Origin of the sequence: Rhodococcus wratislaviensis (genome assembly GCF_041228765.1) — a bacterium.
GTDB lineage: Bacteria > Actinomycetota > Actinomycetes > Mycobacteriales > Mycobacteriaceae > Rhodococcus_F > Rhodococcus_F wratislaviensis.
Map to the genome: position 1 here is coordinate 3,040,579 of NZ_CP150488.1, position 25,956 is coordinate 3,066,534.

Below are 25,956 nucleotides of genomic sequence, written 5' to 3' on the forward strand. Positions count from 1 at the left end.
AATCGATCACTGATCGTGGGTGGTGGTGCTGCGGGACAGCCGGTCTCGGGCGCGGTTGAACTTTTGCGCGACGGGCACACGTGCGGTGGCACGAGCCAGGCCCATCGCCGGCGTGCCGACGTAGATCGACTCGGCGCGGTCCACCGGATAGGTCTCGTGCCAGACGCCGACCGCGCCGGGTGCCTTGCGGGCCCGCCGGTTGAATGCGGCCCAGGCCGGACGATGCGTCGCTCGGCTGTCACTGGCGTAGGCGTACAGCTTGTCGACGGAGTTCCAGTACTGGATCACTGTCGGGCCGCGCCCCTCGAACGTCAGGCGGTAGCCCATCAGACCTGAATCCGGGTCCTCGGACAGTTCGCGCAGCATCCTCGGCACGTCGAGGAAGGTGGGCAGCCAGAGGTCCGGTCGCCAGGGTCGGTTGATGGTCATCCCGATCAGGAAGACCACCAGTTCTCCGTCGTAGTGGTGCGTCGAACGGGCGGGTTCGATCGTCGTCATCGGATGCCTCCCAATGTTGGATACCGATACTATCTAATAATGGATAGTATCGGTATCCAATGTCAAGGGGTGTGGGCATGAAAAACCCGGGCCGCGCAGTGCGCGGCCCGGGTGAATGGGTCAGGAGTGGGCTACGGCGCCGGAGCGGGCGGTGCCGGTGTCGGTGTCACCGGGACGACCGACGCGAGTGCGCGCTCGTGGGCCTCGGTGGACCATTCGGGCTCGGTCGTGATGTTCATGTCCCCGACGATCGTGCCGAAGATGTCGATGTCCGTGCTGTACAAGATCACCGCGTTGCGCTGCGAATCCGTGAAGTTCGTGCCGGTGATGTTCGCGTCGCTCAGATCGGCGTACGACAGATTCGCGGCAGCGAAGTTGGTGCCGGTGAGATTCGCCCGTTTCATGTTCGCCCCCGACAGGTCGGCGAAGCTCAGGTTCAGGCCGGCCAGATTCGCGGCACTCAGATCGGCGCCGGGGCAGGTCGTGCGATCGTCGGGATTCGGATTCGCCACAATTCTGCAGCCGTTGATCTCGGTGAGGACGTCCGCCGCGGCTGTTCCGGCGCCCGCGGTGAGCGCGGCACCCCCGGCCAGCGCGACCGCGCCCAGTGTCAGAGCCCTGAAATGTGTCCTGCTCATGCGGGACTGCCCCCTCGCGTAGAACCTCAACCGTCATCGCCGAACTTAGTGCCGAGCGCCCTGCGCCGCGCGGGAAATGGCGACACCTGCACGTCAGGTGAGGCGTCGCGGGACGCACACGCACCCCTTCTCGGCAGGCGCACCCGTTCTCGGGCCCGAAATGGGGTGCGTGGGCGCAGAAGGGGTGCGTGTGCGGGCGCGGCGGGCGCGGGCAGAAACACGGTCGCACCCCTTCTCCGCGGACGCACCCGTTCTCGGGCCCGAAACGGGGTGCGTGGGCGCAGAAGGGGTGCGTGTGCGGGCGCGGCGCGCCGGTGACCGATTACTCGCAGGCGATGCCGTCGTTGTCGCGGTCGAGGTGCGGGGCGTAACCGTCCTGGCCGCGGTAGATCGGCGTCACGCCGGCATTGCGGGCCTCGGTGCAGTTCTTGTACCCCGCCCGCGGTGCGGGTGCCGGGGGTGCCGGAGCCGCCTGCGGTGCGGGGGCTGCCTGGGGTGCCGGAGCCGCCTGCGGTGCGGGTGCCGGTGCTGCCGGGGCGGCGGGCGCGGGCGGCAGGAGGGGGTTCACGGCGTCGGCCGAACCGCTGGGAATCAGGGACGCAATCTCCGGGGGAAGGAAATCGAAGATCGTCGCCGCCTGCGCGGAGGGCGCGGCCGCCATAGAAATGGCGGCACATCCGAGGACGCCGAGAATTAACCGTCGAGCGTTCATGCTTACCTCGTTCAGGGGTGGGGTAGGGCTTCCACGGAATGGTCGGGAAATGCCACGACGGGTGATCCATTCGGTGTGACGAGAATAGTAGCCAATTCGAAAGCTGTTGAGGCGCAATGATCCTCTGTGTCATTCACTCGAATGACACAACCCTCGACCTGTACTTGAACAAAAAACTACCGAGGAATTCAGATCGGGCACGATATGTGCCGAAGATTTCCGTGTCGTCGATCAGAACGACGAGAAACGGGCTCTATAGTCGCTCTGTGCTGTCATCTGCCTCCTCGACCATGACCCGGCCGGTGCGATTGCCGACGGGACACCGCTGGGTAGTCGTGGACGTCGAGACCTCCGGTCTGCGTTCGTCCACGCACAGAGTGCTCAGCGTCGCGGCGTTGGCGTTGCGTGAAGACGGTTCGGTGGAGCGCGAATTGGTGACGCTACTCAACCCGGGCTGCGACCCGGGACCGGTCCATATCCACAATCTCACGGCGCAGCGTCTGGCGGGGGCTCCTCGTTTCGAAGAGGTTGCGAAAGATCTGCTCGAGCTTCTCGACGGTCGGACCCTGGTCGCGCACAACGCGTCATTCGATTACGGCTTCCTCGACGCCGAGGTGCGACGGGCAGGGATGACGATGCCGACACGGCAGAGGCTCTGCACCCTTGCCCTGTCCCGCCGCCTCGAGATCGACGTCCCCAACCACAAGTTGTCCACTCTGGCCGCTCACTGGAAGGTTCGTCAGAACCGGGCTCACGACGCCTACGACGACGCCCTCGTGCTGACGGAGGTCTTCGCGCACAGCGCCTCGCTGGCCGAGTCACTCAGACTTCCTCTGCCGGTCGTCGGCTGCGCCGATCGGCGAGCGGTGTACCCCGATCGGGTTCCGCGCGTGGAGTCTCCGTGGCGGAATCCGGGGCGGCTGGATCCGGGGGTAGGACTGGTCCAGGGCATGAAACTGGTCATCAGCGGCAGCACGGATGTTCCCCGTCTTGCACTCGCCGAACGTCTGACCGACGCCGGCCTGGACGTCATGAATTCGGTCAGCCGTCAGACGAGTGTCGTCGTCTGCAACGACCCGCACTCGTCGAGTGCGAAGGTGCGCCGCGCGGTGGCTGACGGAATTCCTGTCCTGACCGAGCGGCAGCTCGGCAAGTTGTTGCTGCACGTGACACCGGGTGAGCCGAAGGCGGCCGCGGCACCCTCCGAAGTTCAGCAGCCTCGACCTGCGACAACGATCGCTCCCACGAAGCCTTGGCACGGCAGAAGAGTGCTGATCGTCGGTGGCTCGCATTCGGACTCCGTTCTGATGCGCTCCCGCATCGTGCAACTGGGCGCCAAGCCGTCGGTCAACCTCTCCGCGGGAGTCACCGATGTCCTCGTTCTCGACGGTGGCGAACTCGATCCCCGCATGGACCGAGTGTCGGCTCGACAGCTGCCGCTGCTCACCGCCGCCGATGTGAACTCCGCACTCGAACCGGCGGCACCACCCGAGCGGGGGGCGCCCCTCGAGCCGATCCGGCCGCCGTCCCAATGGGTTGCGCCGTTGCTCGCTCGCGGAGAGGTGATCGACCTGCCACCACAGACGGCATCGCTGACGGTCAACGCGTCTTGGCGCGCCCACACCGCGGACGATGCGTTCGACGTGGATGTGGTTGCTCTTCTTCTCGGCGAAGACGGCCGGGTCGGCTGCGACGAGGACTTTCTCTTCTACAACTCGCCGACGAGTTCGGACGGCACCGTGGAATTGTCCTGCGACGGCAGCAGCGAGCAGGGAGTGCGGATCGAATTGGCTGCCCTGCACTCCGACTACCAGTGCGTGTCCGTATCGGCGGCGATCGGCGGCGATCGGACCTTCGGTGAACTCGGTCCGATCTCGGTGACCGTGGACGCTCCGGACCACACAATCGCATCGTTCGTACTGGACGCCGGCACGACGGAACGGACGATGCATTTCGCCGAGATCTATCGACGCGCCGGGCGGTGGCGTCTCCGGGCGGTGGGTCAGGGGTACGAATACGATCTCGCGACGCTCGCCACCGAGTACGGGGTGACGGTCGACGACTGAGGATCCCTCACCGTTCGGAACCGACCGTGGCAGGGGCGGGCGCAGTCCGCCGGATCTGCACGTCGGGGAAGGTGGGGATCTCGAATCGGGTGTGCACGAAGGGCTCGGTGCAGACGCGCTGGGCGTGTGCCGCGATGTCGCCGAGGGTGGTCACCCACATCCCGTCCATTGCCTTGACGTTTTCGATGAGTCGTTCCAATGCGGCTGCCTTGGAGGGTCTTCCGGAGATGAAAGGGTGGTTGGTGAGGACGAAGCACCCGCCTTCGGCGTGGTGGGCCTCCGCTTCGAGGGTCCACATCTCCAGCACCTTGGCGGGGCTTTCGATGACGCCGCTGCCGGTGACACCGGGGTAGAACGCGTATTGCTCCCAGTCGTCGAGTGCCCAGTCGACGGGGATCTCGATCAGCGTGCGTTCCGCCTCCGGGCTCGTCGCCATCAGGTAGGGCTTGTCGCCGTCGAGCAGGCTCGAGTCGTAGACGAACCCGCGTTCGGCGAGCAGCTCGGGTGTGTGCCAGTTCATTTCCCACCAGGGTGCGCGATATCCGACGGGGCGGATTCCCGCGACCTCCTCGAGCGCGTCGAGCCCCCGGTCGAGGTAGCGGGCCTCGGTCGCTGCGTCGAGGCCTTTCATGGGTTCGTGCAGATAGCCGTGGTGCCCCACCTCGTGCCCGCCGTCGATGATGGCGCGGACGGTGTCGGGGTAGCACTCGGCAGTGAATCCGGGCACGAAGAATGTCGCGCGGACGCCCTGGCGTTCGAGTAGTCGCAGAATGCGGGGGACGCCGACCCGGGGCCCGTACGACTGGTGGCTCATCAGCGACATACGGTTCACCGACGTGGGATCGTGGGCGAGGACGCAGGATTCGGCGTCGACATCGAAGGTGAAGGCGGCGGCTGCGGTGCGGCCCTGCGGCCAGGTGAAGTCGTTGTTCACGGTGTGCTCCTGGGGGTGTCGGGAGGGATCAGTTGCCGGTGAGGACGTCGGGGGAGTCGGTGGTCGCGGCAGATGGTGTCGGCGGTTGGCCGGTGATCCGGTACGGGCGGTGCGCGCGGGGTCCGAGGACTGCGTAGAGGGCGGCGGCAACTCCGCCGCCGGCCAGCCAGGACAGGTCGAGCCCGCCGAGCGCTCGTGCCGCGAAACCCTGAGTGAGGCTGGTGGCGCCGTACATGAACAGCCACGTCGCCGCGATTCCGGCGACGAAGCATCCCATCGTGGTCCAGTTGACGTCGGGCAGTCGGCGAGATCCGATCGGCTCGAACAGTCGTCGAGCGTCGATGTGTCGTTTCTCGACCCGGAAGTAGTGGACGAGCATGATGCCTGCCCAGCTCGCGATCCAGGCCACGATTGCCGCCAGCCAGGTCTCGAGCACGGTGGCCAGACTCGATTGGAAGATGAAGAAGATGACCACGACCAGGGCGAACATGCCGACCAGCAGGTTGAGCCTCCGACGGTGCACCTTGATGTCGAGGGCCTGTGCGGCGACCGAGAACGTGTAGATGTTGAGGATGTTGGTGGCGATCGGCCCGTGAATCACCAGGAAGAGCACCGGCAGGGCCAGTGCGCCGAAGTTCGACACGATCAACTCGCCAGGGTCCACGGCACCGTTGGTCGTGGCGAGGCTGGCGCCGAGCACGCCGAGCCACACCACCGGGACGAATTGACCGAGAGTGCTCGCCAGGTACAGTTTGCGCCGGGGCACGGTTGTGCTCACGAACCGTGAGTAGTCGCAGGCGTAGGTGAACCACGTGATTCCCCAGCCGATTCCGATCACGGTCATCACCGTGGACATCGCCGCGATCCGGGCGCCGCCGTGCAGGACTTCACCGGGGGGCCCGGCGTAGGACCAGTCGATGTCGAGGTGGAACCAGGCGACGACGGACATCAGCACGAGCACCGCCAGCGTCGGCGGAACCGTCCAGCGCTCGAACGCGGCGATGACGCGGTAGCCGAACCATGCAATGGTGACCTGGATCGTCATGATGACTGCTCCGACGAGAATCTTCGCTGCCAGGTTCCGTTCGTGCGGGTCGACGAGGTCGAGTTTGCCGAGCAGCGCCATGACCAGGTCCAGGACGATCCAGGTGTTCACCGCGCACCACCCGACCGCGAGGCAGGCCTGGATCGCGGCCGGGAGGTAGGCGCCGCGCCGGCCGAACGCGGCCCGCGACAACACCATGCCGGTGACCCCGGTGCGCTGGCCGATGAGAACGAATACGCCGAAAAGTGCCATGCCGACGACGTTTCCGGCGACCAGAACGATGAGGGTGTCGCGGAGGCCGAGCCCGAGGCCGATGCCGAGGGCGCCGAGAACCCAGTTGATGGGAGCGATATTGGCGCCCGCCCAGATCCAGAACTGGCCGGACACGCGCGTCGTGCGTGCTTCCTCGGGGATGGGTTGCAGTACTTCTTCGAAGTCGTGGACGTGGGGACTGTCTGTGGGAGTGTCGGTGACCATCGGACTCCTTTGTGAGGCCATGTCAGGTGGAGTTCCCATCATGCGGTGCGTGACCCGCATCACACCATTTACACTTTGCCAATAAATTCGGGCCGTCAACGAACGGAATGTCATGTCGCTGTCGTTAGCCGACGTTCTCGCCCACCCGAGCTTCGCCGCCGGACGCCCGGTCGTTCGAGCCGGAGCCGACCTGCTGACCCAGCCGGTGCGCTGGGTGCATTCGAGTGAGGTCATCGACATCGCGCATCTCCTTCGCGGCGGCGAGTTGCTGCTGACCGGAGGTTTCGCGCTCGCGCCTGCCGACCCGGCCGGACTGCGACGGTACGTGCGGGAATTGTCGGCCCGCCGTGTCGCCGGAGTGGCCGTCGAGACCGGTCCGCAATTGCCGCAGATTCCGGCGGAACTGGTCGAGGAGGCGACGGAGGTAGGTCTGCCGGTCGTCGAACTGCGTGGTGTCGTTCCGTTCGTCGAGGTCGCCGAGGCGATCAACGGCCTGCTGGTCAACGAATCGGTGCAGCGACTGCGTCGTGGTGACGCGGTCGCTCACGCGTTGTCCGAGGAGTTGGCCCGCGGTGGCGGTCCCGACGAGTTGCTCGAGGTGCTCGCGCGACTCCTGCCCGGCGACGTGACCCTGCTCGACGCGACCGGCGACGTGATCGCGGCCCTCGGGGACGAGATGACCGCCCCTGCCGCCGGTTCGGGCGTGTTCGCCGTGCCGGTGTCCGTCCAGGGTGTCGGTGTGGCGACGCTCCTGGTGTCTCCGGACGACCCGGCGGATCACGTCACCGCGGAGGCGATCGTCGAGCGGGCGCCGGCAGCGCTCGCGATCTCGCTTCTGCGATCCTTTCCTCCCTCGGCCGCGGTCCGGGCGGCGCAGGCCTTGCTGCGGATCGTCTGCCAGCCGAATCCTGCCCCGGAGCGTCTCGTGGCGGCTGCGCGTGCGGCGGGGATGGTCGGCGGGGCGTCGTACGTCGGGGTCGTCGGGCGTGCGGTCGACGGTCCCGTTTCGCTCGCCGCCATCGATGCGGCACTGCACCGGTACGCGGCCGGAACGGTGTCGTCTGTCGCCGGCGACGAGTTGCACGCGATCGTCGTGCTCCGGTCCGACGACCGGGTCGGTTCCTGCGCGGCCCTGGTCGAGTCGCTGCGCGCGACCGCTCGGGCGGAGTTGGCCCGGGTGGCGGTGGGGCCGGTTGTCATCGGTCTGCTCGGACTCCCCGGCACGCTGGCGGAGGCGCGGTTCGCGCTCGATCTCGCGGCCGATCTGGGCATCGCCGGCACCGTGGTGGACGCGGCGGAACTGGCTCTCGAGCGTCTCGGCCGGCGGATCGGCGATCCGGCCCTGCTGACGTCGTTCGTCCGGGAACTTCTCGGACCGCTTCTCGCGGTCGGTCCGGAACGTGCTCGCCGTCTGATCGACACGCTGGACGTCTACCTGCAGTGCGGGTGCAGCAAGACCGAGGCGGCGGCCCGACTGCACGTGCAGCGCCAGACGCTGTATCAGCGGCTCGATCAGATCTTCGCGCTGCTCGGCGAGGATCCGACGGGTTCGCCGCGGCTCGCTGCCGTGCACCTCGCGACCCGCCTCTACCTCGGCGGTGTGGTCGACACGACCGCGCTCTGACGTGCGCGGGTGATAACGCAATCCACTTCGGGCCTCGACTGTTGCAACGGTGTTGCATTCCCGTGAACATCGTCGGGAATGGTAGATCGGGGTAGCGCGACCTGCGGCTGTCCGTGTTTACTGCGGTCTCAGTTCTGGTTCATTCGTTGCAACCGCGGTTCACGCGCAAGACCCCGACGACCGTTGACATGTGACGCCGGGCACAATATGGTCGTTGAACGAATCGCAGTTGCAATGAACGCAACGCACGCTATTCGTCGCAGTCGGCAAGAGTCGACGCCCCGAGAAGGAGTGGGCATGGCCCAAAACCTCAATTCCCCCTCAGCCCCGCCGCAATCGGACGAGGACGGCGCGGTGAACCCCTCGCCCCGAGTTCTCCGGCGGGTCATCACGGCGAGCTTCGTCGGCAACTTCGTCGAATGGTTCGACTACGCCGTATACGGTTATCTCGCAACGGTTATCGCGGTGGTCTTCTTCCCCGAGACCGAGCCGACGACGGGCCTGCTGGCCACGTTCGCCGTCTTCGCCATCTCGTTCGTCATCCGCCCGATCGGCGGACTCGTCTGGGGGCACTTCGGCGACAAGATCGGACGTCGCACGGCGTTGTCACTGTCGATCCTCATCATGTCGGCGTCGACGTTCTGCATCGGACTGATCCCCGGCTTCGATCAGATCGGATACCTCGCACCGGTCCTGCTGCTGCTCGTCCGCATGGTGCAGGGATTCTCCGCCGCCGGCGAGTACGCGGGCGCCTCGGCGTTCCTCGCCGAGTACGCCCCGGACCGCAGGCGCGGACTGTTCACGAGCGTCGTGCCCGCATCCACGGCCGCCGGACTGCTGTTCGGATCGTTGATCGCGGCACTGCTGACCGCGGTGCTGTCGACGGACCAGCTCGAGGGCTGGGGATGGCGGTTGCCGTTCCTGCTCGCGGCGCCGATGGGTTTGATCGGCCGCTACATTCGGCTGAAGCTCGAGGACACCCCGAAGTTCCAGGAAATGGAACGGAAGGTGGAGTCCAACGCGCCGCTGTCCATCCTGTTCACCCACCATCGGCGTGCGATCGTCATCGCGTTCGGGGTCACCTGCCTCAACGCGGTCGGCTTCTACCTGATCCTCAGCTACATGCCGACGTACCTGTCGGAGGTGTTGAACGTCGGCCACACGGCCTCGTTCATCGCCGCGTCGATCGCTCTCGCCTGCTACATCGTGTTCATCTTCGGGATGGGTGCGCTCTCGGACCGCTTCGGCCGCAAACGAGTTCTCATCGCCGCGTCCATCTGCTTCGCGGTGTTCACCGTCCCGCTGTTCAGCGTGCTCGGCGCCGTCGGAATCGTCGGTATCGTCCTCATCCAGATCGTGCTGTGCGCGTTCCTCACCATGAACGACGGCACGCTCCCGACCTTCCTGGCCGAGATCTTCCCGACCCAGGTCCGCTACAGCGGCTTCGCGTTCAGCTTCAACACCGCCAATGCACTGTTCGGCGGCACCGCACCGTTCGTCGCCACGCTCTTGATCGAGCTCACCGGCAGCAAGCTCGCGCCCGCCTGGTATCTCGTCGCCGCGGCCCTCGTCGCAATGGGCGCGATGCTCATGGCCCGGGAAACCTCCCGTCGCCCGCTGGCCGATACCTGACCACCCGTACCTCCCACAGAAATGCGGCATCACACGATGCCGCCGGCAACTCGAAAGGAACATCATGAACTTGGAGCGCATCAAGAGCATCCCGAACGGCGAGAAGGTCGTTCCCACGTTCTCCCCGGTGGAAATGGACCGCAGGCTCGTCGCCCTGCGTAAGCACATGGCGGACAACGGGTTCGATGCCGTGCTCTTCACCAGCTACCACAACATCAACTACTACTCCGACTTCCTGTACACGGCGTTCGGGCGGCCGTACGCACTGGTCGTCACCCAGGACGGCTCGACCACCGTGTCCGCCAACATCGATGCCGGGATGCCCTGGCGGCGGTCGTTCGGCGAGAACGTCGTCTACACGGACTGGCGCCGCGACAACTTCGAGTTCGCCGTGCAGCAGGTCCTGGCGAAGCAGGGCATCTCACGCGGCACCCTCGGTGTCGAGGACGACCACCTGACCCCCGACGTGCGGGCCCGGATCGCCGCGGTCCTGCCCGGGATGACGTTCACCGACGTCGCGAAGGCCACGATGCGCCAGCGCATGATCAAGTCTCCCGAGGAGATCGAACTGATCAAGCACGGCGCGCGGATCGGTGACCTCGGCGGCGAGGCCATCCGTGCGGCGATCACCGAGGGCGTCCCCGAATTCGAGGTGGCGATCGCCGGCTCGAACGCGATGATCCGGGAGATCGCGGCCACCTTCCCGCACGCCGAACTGCGCGACACGTGGGTGTGGTTCCAATCGGGCATCAACACCGACGGTGCCCACAACTGGGCCACCAGCCGCCGCGTCGAACGCGGAGACATCCTGTCGCTGAACTGTTTCCCGATGATCGCCGGCTACTACACGGCCCTCGAACGCACCCTGTTCTACGGCGAGCCGTCGGCCGAGCACCTGCGGCTGTGGGAGATCAACGTCACGGTGCATCGCCGCGGGCTCGAGCTGATCAAGCCGGGCGCGGTCTGCAAGGACATCGCGGCCGAGCTGAACGAGATCTACGAGGCCGAGGGGCTGCTGCCGAACCGCACATTCGGGTACGGACATTCCTTCGGCGTGCTCTCGCACTACTACGGACGCGAGGCGGGCCTCGAACTGCGCGAAGACATCGACACGGTCCTCGAACCCGGCATGGTGGTGTCGATGGAGCCGATGATCATGGTTCCCGAGGGAATGCCGGGCGCCGGTGGCTACCGCGAACACGACATCCTGGTCGTCGGCGACGACAGCGCGGAGAACATCACCCGGTTCCCGTTCGGACCCGAGCACAACATCCTCGGCGTCTGACCGGTACGCCGACCCTGCCTCGGGTGTGGCAGGGTCGGCGGTGGTGTAGGCAGAAACCGAAGGAGCGCAACGATCATGAGTGTGGACGACGTCGATCGACTCGCGGACAACGGACCGGGCGAGCACGACGGTGACGCGAAGCCGTCCCCGTCGGTCCTCCTCAACGGACTGCGGGTGCTCGAATCCTTCTCGATCGCCGAACCGGTGCTCGGTGTCACCGAGATCGCGCGCAAGGTCGACCTGCACAAGAGCAGCGTTTCCCGGATGCTCGCCACCCTCGAGAAGGCCGGCTACGTCGAGCGTGACGAGGGCACCGGACGCTACCGGCTCGGTCTCGGTCTCATCGCGCTCGCCGGGCCGCTGCTGGCCAACCTCGACGTGCGCCGCGTCGCGCAGCCGGAACTGGAGGAACTCACCCGCCGCACCGGCGAGACCAGCGCGCTCATGGTGTGGAACGGACACGAATCCGTCGTCGTCGAACAGATTCCCAGTCCCAAACAGGTCAAGCACACCGCCGCTGTGGGCACCCGCTACGACACGTATGCGAGTTCGTCCGTCCAGGTGTTCCTGTCCGAGATGCCGCGGGCGGAGATCGAGCGGCTCTTCGACCGCCGCCTGCTCGTCGGACCCGAGGAGCAGGACTCGCGGGGTGAGTACTTCGACGAGTTGAGCGACACCCACGACCGCGGATACGCCGTCAACGACGGCCGGACGTCGATCGAGGAGGTCGGCATCTCGGCGCCGGTCCGCGATCACCGCGGCGTCCTCGTCGCGGCCGTGATGCTGTCCGCGCCACGGTTCCGGGTCCCGGAGTCCATGCTCGAGTCGCTCGGGCGGACGGTCGCCGAATCCGGCAGGCGGGTGTCGGCACGGCTGGGGGCACCCGCCGCGACCCGCGACTGACCGCAGCGCATCCGCTCGTCGGGTGGACCCCGCGGACTATTCTGGGTTGAGCGTGTCAGAGGTGGTGCAGGCCGATGGCGAACGACGATCCGTGGGCAACCCAGCGCCAGCCGGAGATCACGACCGAGCTGGCCGCGGCGGGGTTCGACGATGCCGTGGAGATCGGCCGCGGCGGGTTCGGGGTCGTGTACCGCTGCCTGCAGGAAGACCTCGACCGCACGGTGGCCGTCAAAGTCCTGACGTCGAACCTCGATCCCGACAACGTGACGAGGTTCGTGCGGGAGCAACGGGCGATGGGCCGGACGTCCGGGCACCCGAACATCGTGGCCGTCTACCAGGTCGGTGTCACCCGGAGCAGGCGGCCGTTCCTCGTCATGCCGTACCACTCGTTCGGTTCCCTCGAGGCGCAGATCCGTCGGTCGGGTCCTCTCGGGTGGCAGGAGGTGTTGCGGCTCGGGATCAAGATCTCCGGGGCCCTCGAGACCGCGCATCGCGGTGGGATGCTCCACCGTGACGTCAAACCCGCGAACATCCTGCTCACCGAATACGACGAACCGCAATTGACCGACTTCGGCATCGCCCGCGTCTCCGGCGGATTCGAGACGACGGCCGGCTCGATCACCGGCTCCCCGGCGTTCACCGCGCCCGAGGTGCTCGAAGGCCGGCCACCGACGGTCGAGTCGGACGTCTACAGTCTCGGGTCCACCCTGTTCTGCGCGTTGACCGGTCATGCCGCGTACGAGCGCCGGAGCGGTGAACAGGTGGTCGGTCAGTTCCTGCGGATCTCCACACAGGCGGTCCCCGACCTGCGGGACGCCGGAATCCCCGACGACGTGTGCAGTGCCGTCGAACATGCCATGGCCCGCGCGGTCGAGGACAGGCCGGGCGGCGCCGCCGACTTCGGCAACGAGCTCCGGGCGGTCGAGCGACGCAACGGTGTGGCCGTCGACGACATGTACATCCCGATTCAGCGGGCACCCGAGCAGCCGCACGATCATGCCGGCGAGTCCCCCCGGTCCCGCGGCCCCGGGCTCCCGTACAACGTGCGGACGCCGCCGACCCCGCCCGCGCCGGTGACGAAGTTCCGCCCACCCACCACCACCCGGCAGCTCGTGCCGCGACGCCGGCTCCTCGCCGTACTGCGCGCGGGCCGGGACCGCAGGCTGACGCTCGTCCACGCGCCGGCCGGGTTCGGCAAGAGCAGTCTGGTCGCCCAGTGGCGCGACGACCTGGTCGACGCCGGGACCGCGGTCGCGTGGTTGACCGTGGACCGCGACGACAACAACGTGGTGTGGTTCCTCGCCCACCTCGTCGAGGCGATCAGGCGGGTACGCCCGGAGGTCGTCACCGATCTGGGGCAGTCCCTGGAGGAGCACGGGGACGCGGTCGAACGGTTCGTCCTGACGTCGCTGATCAACCGGCTTCACGACAGCGAGGACGCCCTCGTCGTCGTGATCGACGACTGGCATCGCATCACCGGCTCCGGGCCGATCGACGCCATGAAGTTCCTGCTGGACAACGGCTGCCACCACCTGAAGATCGTCGTGGCGAGCAGGAGCCGGTCCGGGTTGCCGCTGAGCCGGATGCGGGTGCTCGACGAACTCAACGAAATAGCGTCCGAAGACCTGTGTTTCGATTTCGGCGAATCGCAGAACTTCCTGTCGGACCGGGTGCAGGTTCCGTTGAAGGACACCGAGATCGAACAACTCCGGGAATCGACCGACGGGTGGATCGCTGCACTGCAGCTGGCCTCGTTGTCGTTGCGCGAAGCGGGAAGTCCGGAGAACCTGATCGAACAGCTCCGGACGGGGACCGACGCGATCGGCGAGTACCTCGCCGAGAACGTGCTCGACGCCCTCGAACCCGACATGCTCGACTTCATGCTCGCCACGTCGGTGCCCGACAAGGTGTGCGGCGACCTGGCGTCGGCGCTGGGCGGCGTGCAGGACGGGCAAGCGAAACTCGAACAGGTCGCCGCCCGCGACCTGTTCCTCGGGAGGACGGGGGACGACCGACAGTGGTATCGCTATCACCACCTGTTCGCGCAGATCCTCCATCAGCGTCTCGAACGGGACCACCCCGGGCGCATCACCGACCTGCACCGCCGGGCGTACGACTGGTTCCGGGAGCGGCACCTGCTGGGCGAGGCCGTCGACCACATCCTCGCTGCCGGTGAACCGCAGAAAGCGGTGGAACTGCTCGAGGAGGACGACCTCTACCTCCTCGATCGGTCGCAGATGTCGACGCTGCTCTGCCTGATCGGGAAACTGCCCGCCGACCTGGTGGCCGCCAGCCCACGGCTGCAGCTCACCATCGGATGGGCGAACTGCGAACTCCAGCGACTCGAACTCGCGCAAGCCGCCCGAACCCGCGCGCTCGAGCAGATCGACAGCGGCGAGATGCCCGAGCGTCGCGCCGCCCAGCTCCGGGTGGAAGCGGATGTCCTGCAGGGCGACATCGAGGCGACCGCCGACCGCATCGAGGGTGTGCGGGAGCTCGTCACCGAATGCCTCGACCATCCCACGGAGTACCACCCCTTCGTGGTGTCGATGGCCGCTCTCATCGAAACGTTCGTGGACACGTGCGAATTCCGGTTCGAGGACGCCTACCGCAGGCAGAGCTGGGCGGCCCCGTATCACCGGCAGAACACCGGACCGTACTCCGTCGCGTACGGGTACTGTTTCGCCGGACTCGCGAAGTTCGAGCAGCTCGACGTCGGCGGTGCGATGGAGCTGTACCGCAAGGCGTTCCAGCTGGTCCGGGAGGCGGAGAACACGCAGTCGCAGCATGCGCGGCTCACCCGTACGCTTCTCGCCGAGGTCCACTACGAGCAGGGCCGGGTCGACGAAGCGGACGAGCTGCTCAACGAGACGTTCGACGCCGCCGCGCTCGGTGGCGCACCGGATTTCATGATCCGGCACTACTGCCTCAGGGCGCGGATCATGGCGGTGCGCGGCGATCGCGACGCCGCGGCACGACAACTCGACGAGGGGGTGCGGACCGCCGAGACGTTCTCGCTGCCCCGGCTGCGGGCCGCCGTCGACAACGAGCGGGTGCGGATCGGGCTGCCCCCGGCACCCGGGTTCGTGGCCGTCACACGCGAGACCCGGCGCACCCCGGCGAACGGGCTCGACCAGGCGACGGCGCAACTCGAGGAAGAGGCGGCCATCACGTTGCTCGCGGCGCAGGGCGATCCGGCGGCCGCGGATCTCGCGTGCGAATGGGCGAACGACTGGGTTCGGCAACTCGACGGGACCGGGCGGCACCGGGCCCGCCTGCAGGCGGGCCGGTTGCTCGTGTCGTGCCTGTGGGCTGCCGGACGTCGCGACGAGGCGCAGGCGATGCTGCTGCCGGCGGCGGTGGAGTGCGCCCGGCACGGGCTGATCCGGTTCCTACCCGACGGCGGCTCGAACGTCGTCGCGGCGCTGTCGGCGCTGCGGGAGAACGGTCACCCCGACCTGCCGCGGACGTTCGTCGACACCGTGCTCGATGCCGCGCAGTAATCGCCTCGCGGGAGCAGGTGCGCGGCGGCCGTCCGCCACGGGGCGAGCAGGGTCTCGAAGTGCGCGCTGGTGAAATCGTGCCGCCCGACGAGATCCGACACGGCGTGCGCTGCCGCCGCGTCGCGCACCGCGGTCGCGATGTCCGCGCACAGTTGCTCGTCCTCGCGCACTGTCGCCTCGTCCATGAAGTGCCGTTCCCACGCGGCGTCCTGGGCGCGGTACCAGGATTTGATCCGGCCCGCTTCCCAGGCCGCATCACGTGCGCAGGCCCAGGCGCCGAGCCGCCGGCGGCTGTCGACGACGCTTGTCGTCCGCGTCAGTGCTCCGAAGTGCCCGTGCAGGAGGGCCGCCGCTTCCACGGCGTGTCGCACCACGTCCTGCCAGTTCGGGCCGAAGCTCTGCTCGCATTCGTACTCCGTGACGGCGAACCTGTCGAGGACGGACAGCGCGTCGTCCACGACGTCGGCGTGGAGAAGGTACGAGCCCGGCAGCTCGCGTCGGCTCAGCAACTGGAAGGCCACGAACGCGTCGCCGCGGACCGGTGCACAGTGCACGAGCACGTCGAGCACCGACAGCCGGGTCTCGGGCGCGTAGTCGTCGCGCTTCCGCACCGGGTGCCGGCGGATGAAGTGCGCGGCGCGGGCGGGGAGAAGGCGGAGTTCGTCGGTGATCATGTCAGCACTCGACGTAGTTGACCGGGACGTTGACGGCCAGACCGCCGGTCGACGTTTCCTTGTACTTCGACAGCATGTCGGCGCCGGTCGAGCGCATCGTCTCGATCACCTGGTCGAGGCTGACGCGGTGGGTGCCGTCGCCGCGCAGGGCCATGCGAGCAGCGTTGATGGCCTTGCCCGCCGAGATCGCGTTCCGTTCGATGCACGGAATCTGCACCAGCCCTTCGATGGGATCGCACGTGAGGCCGAGGCTGTGCTCCATCGCGATCTCCCCGGCATTCTCCACCTGTTCCGTTGTGCCGCCGAGGATCTCGGCGAGCCCGGCAGCGGCCATGGACGCCGCGGAACCCACCTCACCTTGGCAGCCGACCTCGGCTCCGGAGATCGACGCGCGTTCCTTGTACAGCGAGCCGACGGCGCCGGCGGCGAGGAGGAAGCGGATCGCGGTGTCGTCGGGATCCGACTTCCCGGCCGGGGTGTAGTGAACGGCGTAGTGCAGCACCGCGGGGATGATGCCCGCGGCCCCGTTGGTCGGGGCGGTGACGATCCGGCCGCCGGATGCGTTCTCTTCGTTGACGGCCAGCGCGACGAGGTTGACCCAGTCCTCGGCGAATGCGGGATCACGGTGCGGGTCTTCCTGATCCAGGCGGAGGTACCAGTCCCGTGCGCGGCGGCGCACGCGCAGAGCGCCGGGAAGGATCCCGTCGCGCGCGATCCCGCGCTTCTCGCATTCCACCATGACGTCGCGGATATGGAGGAGCCGTTCGTAGATTTCCACGGTCGACCGCGTTTCGCGTTCGAACTGGAGCATCACGTCACTGATGGTGTAGCCGTGGCGGGCCGCGACGTCGAGGAGTTCCTTGGCGGACCCGAACGACAGTCCGCCGGTGGCGGTGCGCGGCGGCTGTGCACTCTCCGCTTCGGTGACGACGAAGCCGCCGCCGATGGAAAAGTAGGTTTCGCTGTGGATCTCGACGCCGGCGGCCGTGGATGCGGTGATCCTCATCCCGTTCGGGTGCAGCGGCAGGATGGTCAGCGGATGGAGGACGAACTCGTCTTCGGCGAGCGCGACCTCGTGCGATCCGCCGACCCTGATGTGCCGGGTACTGCGCATCTCCTCGAGGCGTCGTTCCATCTCCTCGGTCTCGATCTTCTCGGGAAAGTACCCCTCGAGTCCGAGCAGCACCGCGGACATCGTTCCGTGGCCCGCCCCCGTGGCGGCGAGCGAGCCGTACAGGTCGACACGGATGTCCGCTACCTCGGGCAGGGCGTCGAGGGCGCGGAGGTCGGAGACGAACCGCGCGGCGGCGCGCATCGGTCCGACGGTGTGCGAACTCGAGGGGCCGACGCCGACGGAGAACAGGTCGAACACGCTGATGGTCATGGGATTACACCGCCTCACTGAGTTCGTTGGCGTATTGCGCGGGGGTGAGGAGTCCGTAGGCGGACGACGTCGGCGACGGGAGGACGGCGAACAGCCAGCCGCGGTGGAACGGGTCGTCGGCGACGAGTCGCGGATCCGCGAGGGCGTCGGTATTCGTCATCGTGACGAGTCCGCTGATCGGCGCGTACACGGTGACGACGGTCCGCGCGGAAGTCCACACGAGCGCGCAGGGGGCGCCGGCCTCGATCGTGCTGCGCACTGCCGGAAGTTCCAGCCCGACCACCTCGATTTCGTCGAGTGCCGAGTCCGTGACCCCGGCCCGGAGCGGGTAGTCGGAGAAGCTCTGTCCCGGTGCGAGGGCCAGCCAGCTGTGCGTGGCCGTGAACCGTCGATCCGAGGGAATCTTTCCAGCTCTCATGCCTTGTCCTTTGACAGTCGGGCGTTGTGGTCGCGGAGTCGCGCGTGTGATCCAACAGGTCTGACATTGATATATCAGTATGAGTCATAACAGTAGGTCAGGTGCGGGGGTGGGTCAAGAGGTGGTCTGGAAACGTCCGGAAACTAGGGGGCTACGGCCGGAGGGTCGCGGGCAGCACACCTTTGAGTGAGCTCGTCACGGCGAGCGCCTCGGCGGCCAGGAGATCGGCCGGCGTGAGAATGCGTTCGCGCATCAGCCCACGGTCGAGCTGCCAGGACCGCTCGACACCCGGCAGGCACCCCGACGACAACGGTGGCGTCCACCAGACGCCGTCGATCCGGGCGGCGAGATTCGCGATCGTGGTCTCGGTGACGTGCCCGAGTTCGTTGACCAGCACGACGTCGTCGGCCCCGGGATGGCGGTGTCGCCTGCGGTCGTACCGCTCGCGCAACGTCGTCTTGTGTCCGAGGAGGACGTCCCGGGAGTCGACGGGCTCGTCGTCGAGCACGAGAGACACCGAGGCCGGCGCGACCGGCGGCCCGAAGACATCGACGTCCACACCGCCGGCACGGTGCAGGCGCACGCGGACCCGGGCCTCGCCGACACCCGCCAGCCGCTGCGCGAGGTGGCGCCGGAGGTCCCGTTCCCGGAACTCGTACCCGAGCACGGCTGCGGAACGGGCCAGGCGTCGGAGATGACGCTCCGCGTGCCGCAGACCGGTCCGCGGATCGTGATACATCGTCTCCATCAGCTGAGCAACCGTACCGAGCAGCTGCGCCTCAGCTGTATCGATCGGCTGGACCCCAGCGGCATCGATCGTCGCGACACCGGCGGCGGACACGGAGGCGTTCACGGGGCGGAGGCTCGATTCGACGCGTGGCTGGGGCTGGCGGCACCACGATATACGAGTGAACGGAGCACGGACACCGCGTCCACGGTCGCGGACACGTCGTGCACCCGGAGGAGGGCGGCCCCGTTCTGCGCGGCAATCAGGGCTGCGGCCACCGAGGCGGCCTGACGGTGGTCGACGCCGCGGCCGGTGATCGTGCCGAGCATGCCCTTCCGGGACAGTCCGGCCATCACGGGAACACCGAGATCCGTGATCTGCCGGAGCTCGGACAACAGGGTGAGGTTGTGGGCGAGGGTCTTGCCGAATCCGAAGCCCGGGTCGACCATGATGTGCTCGAGGGGAATTCCCGCGCCCCGGCAGGCACCGACACGGTCGACGAGGAACCCGCGCACCTCGGACACGACGTCGCCGTACTCCGGCGATTTCTGCATCGTCTCGGGCTCGCCGCGCATGTGCATCAGGCACACGGGCACGTTCAGGTCGGCGGCGGCGCGCAGCGCACCCGGAAGCCGGAGGGCACGAACGTCGTTGATCATCGACGCGCCGGCGGCGACCGCCGCGCGCATGACGTCCGGTCTCGAGGTGTCGACCGAGATCGGGACCGAGGTGAGCTCGGCGAGTTGCTGGACGACAGGAATCACGCGCGCGATCTCGTCCGTTACGGAGGGCGGTCGGGATCCGGGACGGGTCGATTCGCCTCCGACATCGAGGAGGTCGGCGCCCTCCGCGACCAGGGACAGGGCGTGCTCGACCGCGGCGGCGGTGTCGAGGTATCGACCACCGTCGGAGAACGAATCCGGGGTCACGTTGACGATTCCGCAGATTAGGGGAACGTCGCGTGACAGAGCGTCGAGCAGTCGGCCGTGGCCGGTCGCGATGAGCGTCGGGAAGGGAACCATCCGGCGCACCTCCTTTCGGAAGGGGAGTCGGTCCGGAGGACGGCACCATGCCGTCCACCCGGACCGACGCTGTCGCTTTACACGGGGTCGACGCCGAACTCCTCGGCGGCGTCGATCAGCCACTCCGCGAGGTACCGGGCGAACGACGACCGCACGAGGATCCGGTAATCGGTTCCCTCGTCGTCGAGCGCGATCAGGATCACGCCCGCGAGGCCGAGCATGGTCTGCACCGCAGTGCCGCGGACGAACACCCTCGGATGCAGATCCAGTGAGCAACCCTTCTCGAGGACGTCGCGGGCGTGAGTGCCGCGCAGCCGCAGGGTGGTTCGCTGTCCGGAGACGTCGATCGCGGCTCCGCCGTGGGGTGTCACCGCCGCCCGCAGGTCCGACTCGAGAGCGGGCGCCGACTGTGCCCTAGTGGTGATCAGCCACTCCTCGGGACCGAGCCAGACGGCGGTCATCGCGTCGGTGCCCGCCGACGTCGACGCCGCGGTGGGGAGATCGAACCCGAGGACCGTCGCGGCGGCGCCGGCTCCCGGTCCGGCCGGGTCGACCCACAGGTCGACCATCGCGACGAACGGTTCCTCGGCGACGCTCACCGACTCGGGGAGTGCAGAGAATTTCTGGTCCCAGCCGTGCAGGGGGCTGAGGGGGACGAGGGTGTCAGCCATCGCGACGTGCTCCTTCGGGATCGACGAGGACGGAACTGGTGACCTCGACGGCGACCAGGTTTCCGTCCACCGGGACGTGCAGGGTGTCGCCGAGCCGGGCGCGGCCGCCCTTGACGAGGGCGAGCCCGAACGGGCGGCCCAGTTCGGCGCTGAGGTAGCTCGAGGTGACGTGCCCGAGCATCGGCACCGGCGGAGGCGGCAGGATCCCGTCGGCGATCTCTTCGATGATCTGCGCGCCCTCGGGCAGCACGGTCTGCTTGTCGAGCGGGAGCAGTCCGACGAACTGCTTGCGCAGCGGGTTCTGGTTCTCCTCCCGGGTGAAGGAGCGTTTCCCGATGAAGTCGCGCTTCTTCTTCGACACGGCCCAGCTCATCCCGAGGTCCTGCGGGGTGACCGTGCCGTCGGTGTCCTGACCGATGATCGGGTAACCCTTCTCGGCGCGCAGGACGTGCATGGTCTCGGTGCCGTACGGGGTGATGTCGAACTTCTCGCCCGCGGCGATCAGGCGCGCCCAGACCGCGGGTGCGTGCCAGCCGTCGACGTTGACCTCGAACGCGAGTTCGCCGGAGAAGCTGATCCGGGCGACCCGGACGTGGACGCCGCCGAGGGTGGTATCGCGCCACGCCATGAACGGGAACGCGTCGTTGGTGACGTCGAGGTCGGGGAAGACCTCACCGATGACGTCGCGCGAGCGCGGTCCGACGACGGGGAACGTGGCCCACTGTTCGGTGACCGAGGTGAGCCGTACCGACAGGTGCGGCCATTCGGTCTGCAGCCACTCCTCCATCCAGTCGAGGATCTTCGCGGCGCCACCGGTGGTCGTGAAGACCTGGAAGCGGTCGTCGGCCAGGCGCATCACGGTGCCGTCGTCGATGACCATGCCGTCGACGCCGCACATGACGCCGTAGCGGACCATGCCGACCTTCAGGGTGCTCATCATGTTCGTGTAGATCATGTCGAGCAGCACACCGGCGTCGGGACCCTGGACGTCGATCTTGCCGAGAGTGGAGCCGTCGAGGATGCCGATGCTGCGGCGCACGGCAGCGCATTCGCGCAGCACCGCGGCGTCCATGTCCTCCCCGGGCAGGGGGTAGTAGCGGGGACGCTTCCACTGGCCGACGTCCTCGAACACCGCGCCGCGGCCGACGTGCCAATCGTGCAGCGCCGTCACCCGTTCGGGGTCGAAGAGGGCGCCGCGGCTGCGGCCGGCGAGGGCGGCGAACGCGACCGGGGTGTAGGGCGGCCGGAACGTGGTGGTGCCCAGCGTCTCGATCGGCCTGCCCAGCAGTTCGGCCGTGATGCCGGAGGAGATCACCCCGGACGTCTTGCCCTGGTCGTGTGCGGTGCCGATGGTGGTGTAACGCTTGATGTGCTCCATCGACGTCATCCCGGCACCGACGGCGCGGGCGAGGTCGGCGACCGTCGCGTCGCGCTGCACGTCGACGAACTGGGTGTCCTCGCCGGCGACGTCCCGCACCCGCCAGAGGACCAGCGGAGTGGACTGTTCGATCGCGGGTGCAGGTTCGGGGTCGATCGTGCGCTCGGGAACGGTGAAGCCGAGGTCGCGCATGATCGACTGACCGGCGGTCTGGCCGTCGCGCAGGCACCCGTCCAGGTCGAACACACCGTTCGCGGACCCGGCGACGGAGACTCCGTCGAGGTCCTCGCCGGGCACGAAGGCACCGAGGTTCTCGTCGTAGCGGAGCTTGCCGCGGGCCTGGGAGAACAGGTGCACGGCCGGATTCCAGCCGCCGCTGACGAGCAGGACGTCGCAGGCGAGGGGGACGCGGAACCGGTGATCGGTGTCCGTGCGGTGCGACACGACGGCGTGGCTGATCCGGCCGTTGCCGCGGGTGCCGGATACCACCGAGCCGGTACGGATGGTGATGCCGCGCGTGTCGCATTCACGCTGCCAGCGGGCGGGTGCCTCGTCGCGGGCCTCGACGATCGCGTTGATGCGGACGCCGGCGTCGTGCAGGTCGATCGCGGCTTCGTAGGCACTGTCGTTGGTGGTGAACACGACGGCCTGCTCACCCACCTTGACGCCGTAGCGGTGCAGGAAGGTGCGGGCGCCGTGCGCGAGCATGATGCCTGGTCGGTCGTTGTCGGTGAAGACGACGGGCCGCTCGTGCGCTCCGGCGGCGACGAGGATGTGCCGGGCGCGGATACGCCAGACGCGCTGGCGGCTCAGCGCCGCGGGGGCCTCGACACCGAGATGGTCGGTGCGGCGCTGCAGGGCGAGGACGAAGCCGTCGTCGTAGTTGCCGAATGCGGTGGTGCGCTGCAGATGCAGCACGTCCGGGTACGTGTCCAGTTCGGCGACCGCGGCCGCGACCCACTCGAGGGCGGGTGCGCCGTCGATGAGGTCGGTGCTGCCGAGGAGGTCGCCGCCGGCTTCGCTCTGCTCGTCGACGAGCACCACCCGCGCACCCGCCCGGGCCGCCGTGAGCGCGGCGGCGAGACCGGCCGGTCCGGCGCCGGCGACGAGGAGGTCGGTGTGGACGTGCTTGGCGTCGTACTTCGCCGAATCGGGGATCTCGGCGAGCCGTCCCTGACCGGGGATGCCGCGGGCGACGAGGCCGTCGAACAACTCGATGGTGGTGGCGAGCAGCATCGGCTCGGGGAACGGCTCCTCGATCTGCACGAGACCGCCGGTGTCCTCCGCCCACGCCGCGGTGATGCCGCGGGCCCGGCCGAGTTTGATGCTGGTGGTGATCTGGTGGACGCCGTTCGCGAGCAGGGCCGAGCCCAGCGTGTCACCGGGGTGACCGGTCAGTTCCCGGCCGTCGAACGTGAAGGTGTAGGAGGTGTCGCGGTCGAGGCGACCGCCCTGGCGGGTGCGGAAGGGTGCGTTCACGATATCGTCGGCTTCTGCTCGTCCAAGCGGTAGACGCTGTGGAATCGGTAGGTGGCGGTGTCGCGTACGGCGTTGAACCAGCGCCGGCAGCCGGCGCTGTGGTTCCACCGTTCCGCGAAGAGACCTTTCGGGTTCGCGCGGAAGAACACGAAGTGCGCCCACTGCTCGTCGGTCAGCGATTCGGGGTCTTCCGGATAGACGACGTGGGCTTCGCCGCCGTAGTGGAACTCGGTTTCCTCACGGGATCCGCACCACGGGCATTCGATGAGTTGCATTGTGGCTCCTGACCTTCAGTGCGCGACGGCGGCGGCGCCGTGCTCGTCGACGAGGGCGCCGGTGACGAACCGGTCGAGGCTGAACGGCGCGATGAACTCGTGCGGTTCGTCGTTCGCGATGGTGTCCGCCAGACACCAGCCCAACCCGGGGGTGGCCTTGAATCCGCCGGTGCCCCAACCACAGTTGAGGTACACGTTGTCGTAGGGGGTGCGTCCGACGATCGGGGAGGCGTCGGGGCACACGTCGACGATGCCGCCCCAGGTGCGCAGCAGATGCGCGCGGGCGAAGACGGGGAACAACTCCACCGCGGCCGCCATCTGGCGCTCGATGATGTGGAACGCGCCGCGCTGGCCGTACCCGTTGTAGGAGTCGACACCGGCGCCCATCACCAGTTCACCCTTGTGCGCCTGCGAGACGTACACGTGGATGGCGTTGGACATCACGATGGTCGGGTGCACGGGCTCGAGCAGTTCCGAGACCAGCGCCTGCAGCGGGTGGCTCTGCACGGGGGTGCGGATGCCGAGCATGTCGGTGAGCGTCGAGGTGTGCCCGGCCGCGCACAGCGCGACCTGACCGGTCGCGATGTCGCCGCGGGTGGTGCGCACCCCGGTGACCTTGTTGCCGTCGGTGACGAACCCGGTGACCTCACAGTTCTGGATGATGTCGATGCCCGCCTCGTCGGCGCGGCGCGCGAATCCCCAGGCCACGTAGTCGTGCTTGGCGATGCCGGCGCGCGGCTGATACGTCGCGCCCATCACCGGGTAGCGGATGTCGCTCGAGATGTTCACCAGCGGGCACAGCTTCTTGACCTCGTCGGGTCCGACCCACTCGGCGTCGATGCCGTTGAGCTTGTTGGCCTCGACACGGCGGACGCTGTCGCGGACGTCCTGCAGGCTGTGCGCGAGGTTGAGGACGCCGCGCTGGCTGAACAGGATCGGGTAGTCGAGGTCGTCCTCGAGACCCTCCCACAGCTTCAGGGCGTGCTCGTAGATCTTGGCGCTCTCGTCCCACAGGTAGTTCGACCGGATCAGCGTGGTGTTGCGGGCCATGTTGCCCCCCGCGAGCCAGCCCTTCTCCAGAACCGCGACGTTGGTGATGCCGTGGTTCTTGGCGAGATAGTGCGCGGTGGCGAGGCCGTGCCCGCCGCCGCCGACGATCACGACGTCGTACGACTTCTTCGGTTCCGGTTTGCGCCACAGGAAGTCGGGGTGGTCGGGCAGGTGGGCGCCGGGTGGCTGGGTGGCACTCATCAGTTTGCCTCCGTGAGGTCGGGGTACAGCGGGAAGCGCAGCGCGAGGGCGTCGACGCGGCCGCGGAGTTCGTCGAGTCCGGCCTCGTCGGTGGCCGGTCGCAGCGCGTAGCTGATGATGTCGGCGACCTCGGTGAACGCGTCCAGGTCGAAACCGCGGGTGGCGAGCGCGGGGGTGCCGATCCGCACCCCGGAGCTGACCATCGGCGGACGCGGGTCGAACGGTACGGCGTTGCGGTTCACCGTGATACCCACGCGGTGCAACCGGTCCTCGGCCTGCTTGCCGTCGAGCTCGGATTCGCGCAGATCCACCAGCACCAGGTGCACGTCGGTGCCGCCGGACACGACGCTGATCCCCGCCGCGCGGGAGTCGGGCTGCAGCAGCCGGTCGGCGAGAATCTTCGCGCCGGCGAGCGTGCGTTCCTGGCGCTCCCGGAACTCGGGCTCGGCGGCGAGCTTGAATGACACGGCCTTGCCGGCGATGACGTGCTCGAGCGGGCCGCCCTGCTGTCCGGGGAACACCGAGGAGTTGAACTTCTTGGCCAGTGCCTCGTCGTTGGTGAGGATGACGCCGCCGCGCGGACCGCCGAGCGTCTTGTGCGTCGTCGACGTGACCACGTGGGCGTGCGGGACGGGGGAGGGGTGCAGTCCGGCGGCGACGAGTCCGGCGAAATGCGCCATGTCGACCATGAGGTACGCGCCGACCTCGTCGGCGATGCGCCGGAACGCGGCGAAGTCGAGCTGCCGGGGATAGGCGGACCAGCCGGCCAGGATCAGCTTCGGGCGGTGCTCACGCGCGAGACGCTCCACCTCGTCCATGTCCACGAGATGATCGTCCTCGCGGACGTGGTACGCGGCGACGTCGTAGAGCTTGCCGGAGAAGTTCAGCTTCATCCCGTGGGTGAGGTGACCGCCGTGCGCGAGGTCCAGGCCGAGGATGCCGTCGCCGGGCTTCAGCAGTGCCGACATCGCGGCGGCGTTGGCCTGCGCCCCGGAGTGCGGTTGCACGTTGGCGAACTTCGCGCCGAACAGCTCGGTGAGGCGGTCGATGGCGAGCTGCTCGATGACGTCGACGTGCTCGCACCCGCCGTAGTAGCGGCGTCCGGGGTAGCCCTCGGCGTACTTGTTCGTCAGCACCGACCCCTGCGCCTGCATCACCGCGAGCGGGGCGAAGTTCTCGCTGGCAATCATTTCCAGGGTGCCCTGCTGTCGCTCGAGCTCGGCCGCGATCGCCCGGTGCACGGCGGGGTCGAGATCGGCGAGCGAATGAGTCAGCGTCGGGTTCGCTGCTGCCACCTCGGTGAGGTGTGCGGTGTCCACGGTCATGGTTCGCCTTTCTGGAAGGTCAGTTGACTTGGAAC

At 67.9% G+C, this 25,956-nt stretch carries 21 protein-coding genes; 6 read left to right on the plus strand and 15 right to left on the minus strand.

Translation table 11 applies throughout. The features are described from left to right. Positions 1 to 6: 6 nt before the first annotated feature. From WKC72_RS13860 to WKC72_RS13870, 3 genes are all read right to left on the minus strand, one after another. Positions 7 to 498 carry a DUF4188 domain-containing protein gene (locus WKC72_RS13860; protein WP_370182962.1) on the minus strand — a complete coding sequence of 164 codons (492 nt, stop codon included), beginning with the start codon at positions 496 to 498 and terminating at the stop codon, positions 7 to 9. A 131-nt stretch (positions 499 to 629) separates the two neighbouring features. Next, the gene (locus tag WKC72_RS13865) at positions 630 to 1,136 is read right to left on the minus strand and encodes a pentapeptide repeat-containing protein (protein ID WP_268789814.1); all 507 of its coding nucleotides are present in this window, start codon (positions 1,134 to 1,136) and stop codon (positions 630 to 632) included. Positions 1,137 to 1,458: 322 nt separating this feature from the next. Further along, the gene (locus tag WKC72_RS13870) at positions 1,459 to 1,848 is read right to left on the minus strand and encodes an excalibur calcium-binding domain-containing protein (protein ID WP_370182964.1); all 390 of its coding nucleotides are present in this window, start codon (positions 1,846 to 1,848) and stop codon (positions 1,459 to 1,461) included. A 290-nt stretch (positions 1,849 to 2,138) separates the two neighbouring features. Here WKC72_RS13870 and WKC72_RS13875 point away from each other — a divergent pair, with 290 nt between their 5' ends. Continuing rightward, positions 2,139 to 3,914, plus strand: coding sequence for a TerD family protein (locus WKC72_RS13875; protein WP_370184364.1), 1,776 nt, complete (start codon positions 2,139 to 2,141; stop codon positions 3,912 to 3,914). 7 nt (positions 3,915 to 3,921) lie between these two features. On the opposite strand, the gene WKC72_RS13880 is transcribed toward WKC72_RS13875, so the two are convergent. Together WKC72_RS13880 and WKC72_RS13885 are read right to left on the minus strand one after the other, a co-directional pair. Further along, a complete protein-coding gene (locus tag WKC72_RS13880; protein ID WP_370182965.1) occupies positions 3,922 to 4,848 on the minus strand; it encodes a polysaccharide deacetylase in 927 nt (308 codons plus the stop codon). Positions 4,849 to 4,876: 28 nt separating this feature from the next. Beyond that, positions 4,877 to 6,391, minus strand: coding sequence for a cytosine permease (locus WKC72_RS13885; RefSeq protein ID WP_268789816.1), 1,515 nt, complete (start codon positions 6,389 to 6,391; stop codon positions 4,877 to 4,879). A 91-nt stretch (positions 6,392 to 6,482) separates the two neighbouring features. Here WKC72_RS13885 and WKC72_RS13890 point away from each other — a divergent pair, with 91 nt between their 5' ends. The 5 genes from WKC72_RS13890 (at position 6,483) to WKC72_RS13910 (ending at position 15,317) form a co-directional block, all read left to right on the plus strand. Continuing rightward, on the plus strand, positions 6,483 to 7,994 hold the full coding sequence (locus tag WKC72_RS13890; protein ID WP_370182967.1) for a PucR family transcriptional regulator: 1,512 nt from the start codon (positions 6,483 to 6,485) through the stop codon (positions 7,992 to 7,994). Positions 7,995 to 8,291: 297 nt separating this feature from the next. Continuing rightward, complete coding sequence (locus WKC72_RS13895; protein WP_037226730.1) at positions 8,292 to 9,626, plus strand: MFS transporter; 1,335 nt, start codon at positions 8,292 to 8,294, stop codon at positions 9,624 to 9,626. Positions 9,627 to 9,690: 64 nt separating this feature from the next. Next, the gene (locus WKC72_RS13900) at positions 9,691 to 10,911 is read left to right on the plus strand and encodes a M24 family metallopeptidase (RefSeq protein ID WP_052032836.1); all 1,221 of its coding nucleotides are present in this window, start codon (positions 9,691 to 9,693) and stop codon (positions 10,909 to 10,911) included. Between the two features lie 75 nt (positions 10,912 to 10,986). Beyond that, entirely contained in the window at positions 10,987 to 11,814 is an 828-nt protein-coding gene (locus WKC72_RS13905) for an IclR family transcriptional regulator (RefSeq protein WP_037226733.1), read from the plus strand. Positions 11,815 to 11,888: 74 nt separating this feature from the next. Continuing rightward, on the plus strand, positions 11,889 to 15,317 hold the full coding sequence (locus WKC72_RS13910; protein WP_268789818.1) for a serine/threonine-protein kinase: 3,429 nt from the start codon (positions 11,889 to 11,891) through the stop codon (positions 15,315 to 15,317). Here the strand turns inward: WKC72_RS13910 and WKC72_RS13915 are convergent. The 10 genes from WKC72_RS13915 to glyA form a co-directional block, all read right to left on the minus strand. Then, positions 15,263 to 15,991: a hypothetical protein gene (locus WKC72_RS13915; RefSeq protein WP_037226736.1), complete on the minus strand. Its 729-nt coding sequence runs from the start codon at positions 15,989 to 15,991 to the stop codon at positions 15,263 to 15,265. The two genes, WKC72_RS13910 and WKC72_RS13915, sit on opposite strands and share 55 nt — an antisense overlap. A gap of 1 nt (position 15,992) precedes the next feature. Next, on the minus strand, positions 15,993 to 17,375 hold the full coding sequence (locus tag WKC72_RS13920) for an L-serine ammonia-lyase (RefSeq protein ID WP_370182970.1): 1,383 nt from the start codon (positions 17,373 to 17,375) through the stop codon (positions 15,993 to 15,995). Positions 17,376 to 17,379: 4 nt separating this feature from the next. Continuing rightward, positions 17,380 to 17,793, minus strand: coding sequence for a glycine cleavage system protein H (locus WKC72_RS13925; RefSeq protein WP_037226738.1), 414 nt, complete (start codon positions 17,791 to 17,793; stop codon positions 17,380 to 17,382). A gap of 151 nt (positions 17,794 to 17,944) precedes the next feature. After that, complete coding sequence (locus WKC72_RS13930; RefSeq protein WP_370182971.1) at positions 17,945 to 18,646, minus strand: aminotransferase class IV; 702 nt, start codon at positions 18,644 to 18,646, stop codon at positions 17,945 to 17,947. Continuing rightward, a complete protein-coding gene (folP, locus tag WKC72_RS13935) occupies positions 18,643 to 19,542 on the minus strand; it encodes a dihydropteroate synthase (RefSeq protein ID WP_370182972.1) in 900 nt (299 codons plus the stop codon). The genes WKC72_RS13930 and folP overlap by 4 nt, the downstream gene beginning before the upstream one ends. 77 nt (positions 19,543 to 19,619) lie before the next feature. Further along, positions 19,620 to 20,213, minus strand: a complete 594-nt coding sequence (locus WKC72_RS13940) for a sarcosine oxidase subunit gamma (protein WP_370182973.1) — start codon at positions 20,211 to 20,213, stop codon at positions 19,620 to 19,622. Further along, on the minus strand, positions 20,206 to 23,070 hold the full coding sequence (locus tag WKC72_RS13945; protein WP_370182974.1) for a 2Fe-2S iron-sulfur cluster-binding protein: 2,865 nt from the start codon (positions 23,068 to 23,070) through the stop codon (positions 20,206 to 20,208). The genes WKC72_RS13940 and WKC72_RS13945 overlap by 8 nt, the downstream gene beginning before the upstream one ends. Beyond that, positions 23,067 to 23,345 carry a sarcosine oxidase subunit delta gene (locus WKC72_RS13950; RefSeq protein WP_005252386.1) on the minus strand — a complete coding sequence of 93 codons (279 nt, stop codon included), beginning with the start codon at positions 23,343 to 23,345 and terminating at the stop codon, positions 23,067 to 23,069. The genes WKC72_RS13945 and WKC72_RS13950 overlap by 4 nt, the downstream gene beginning before the upstream one ends. A 15-nt stretch (positions 23,346 to 23,360) precedes the next feature. Continuing rightward, on the minus strand, positions 23,361 to 24,596 hold the full coding sequence (locus WKC72_RS13955) for a sarcosine oxidase subunit beta family protein (protein WP_370182976.1): 1,236 nt from the start codon (positions 24,594 to 24,596) through the stop codon (positions 23,361 to 23,363). Next, entirely contained in the window at positions 24,596 to 25,921 is a 1,326-nt protein-coding gene (glyA, locus tag WKC72_RS13960; protein WP_052032837.1) for a serine hydroxymethyltransferase, read from the minus strand. Before glyA ends, WKC72_RS13955 begins: the two co-directional genes overlap by 1 nt. Positions 25,922 to 25,956: the final 35 nt, after the last annotated feature.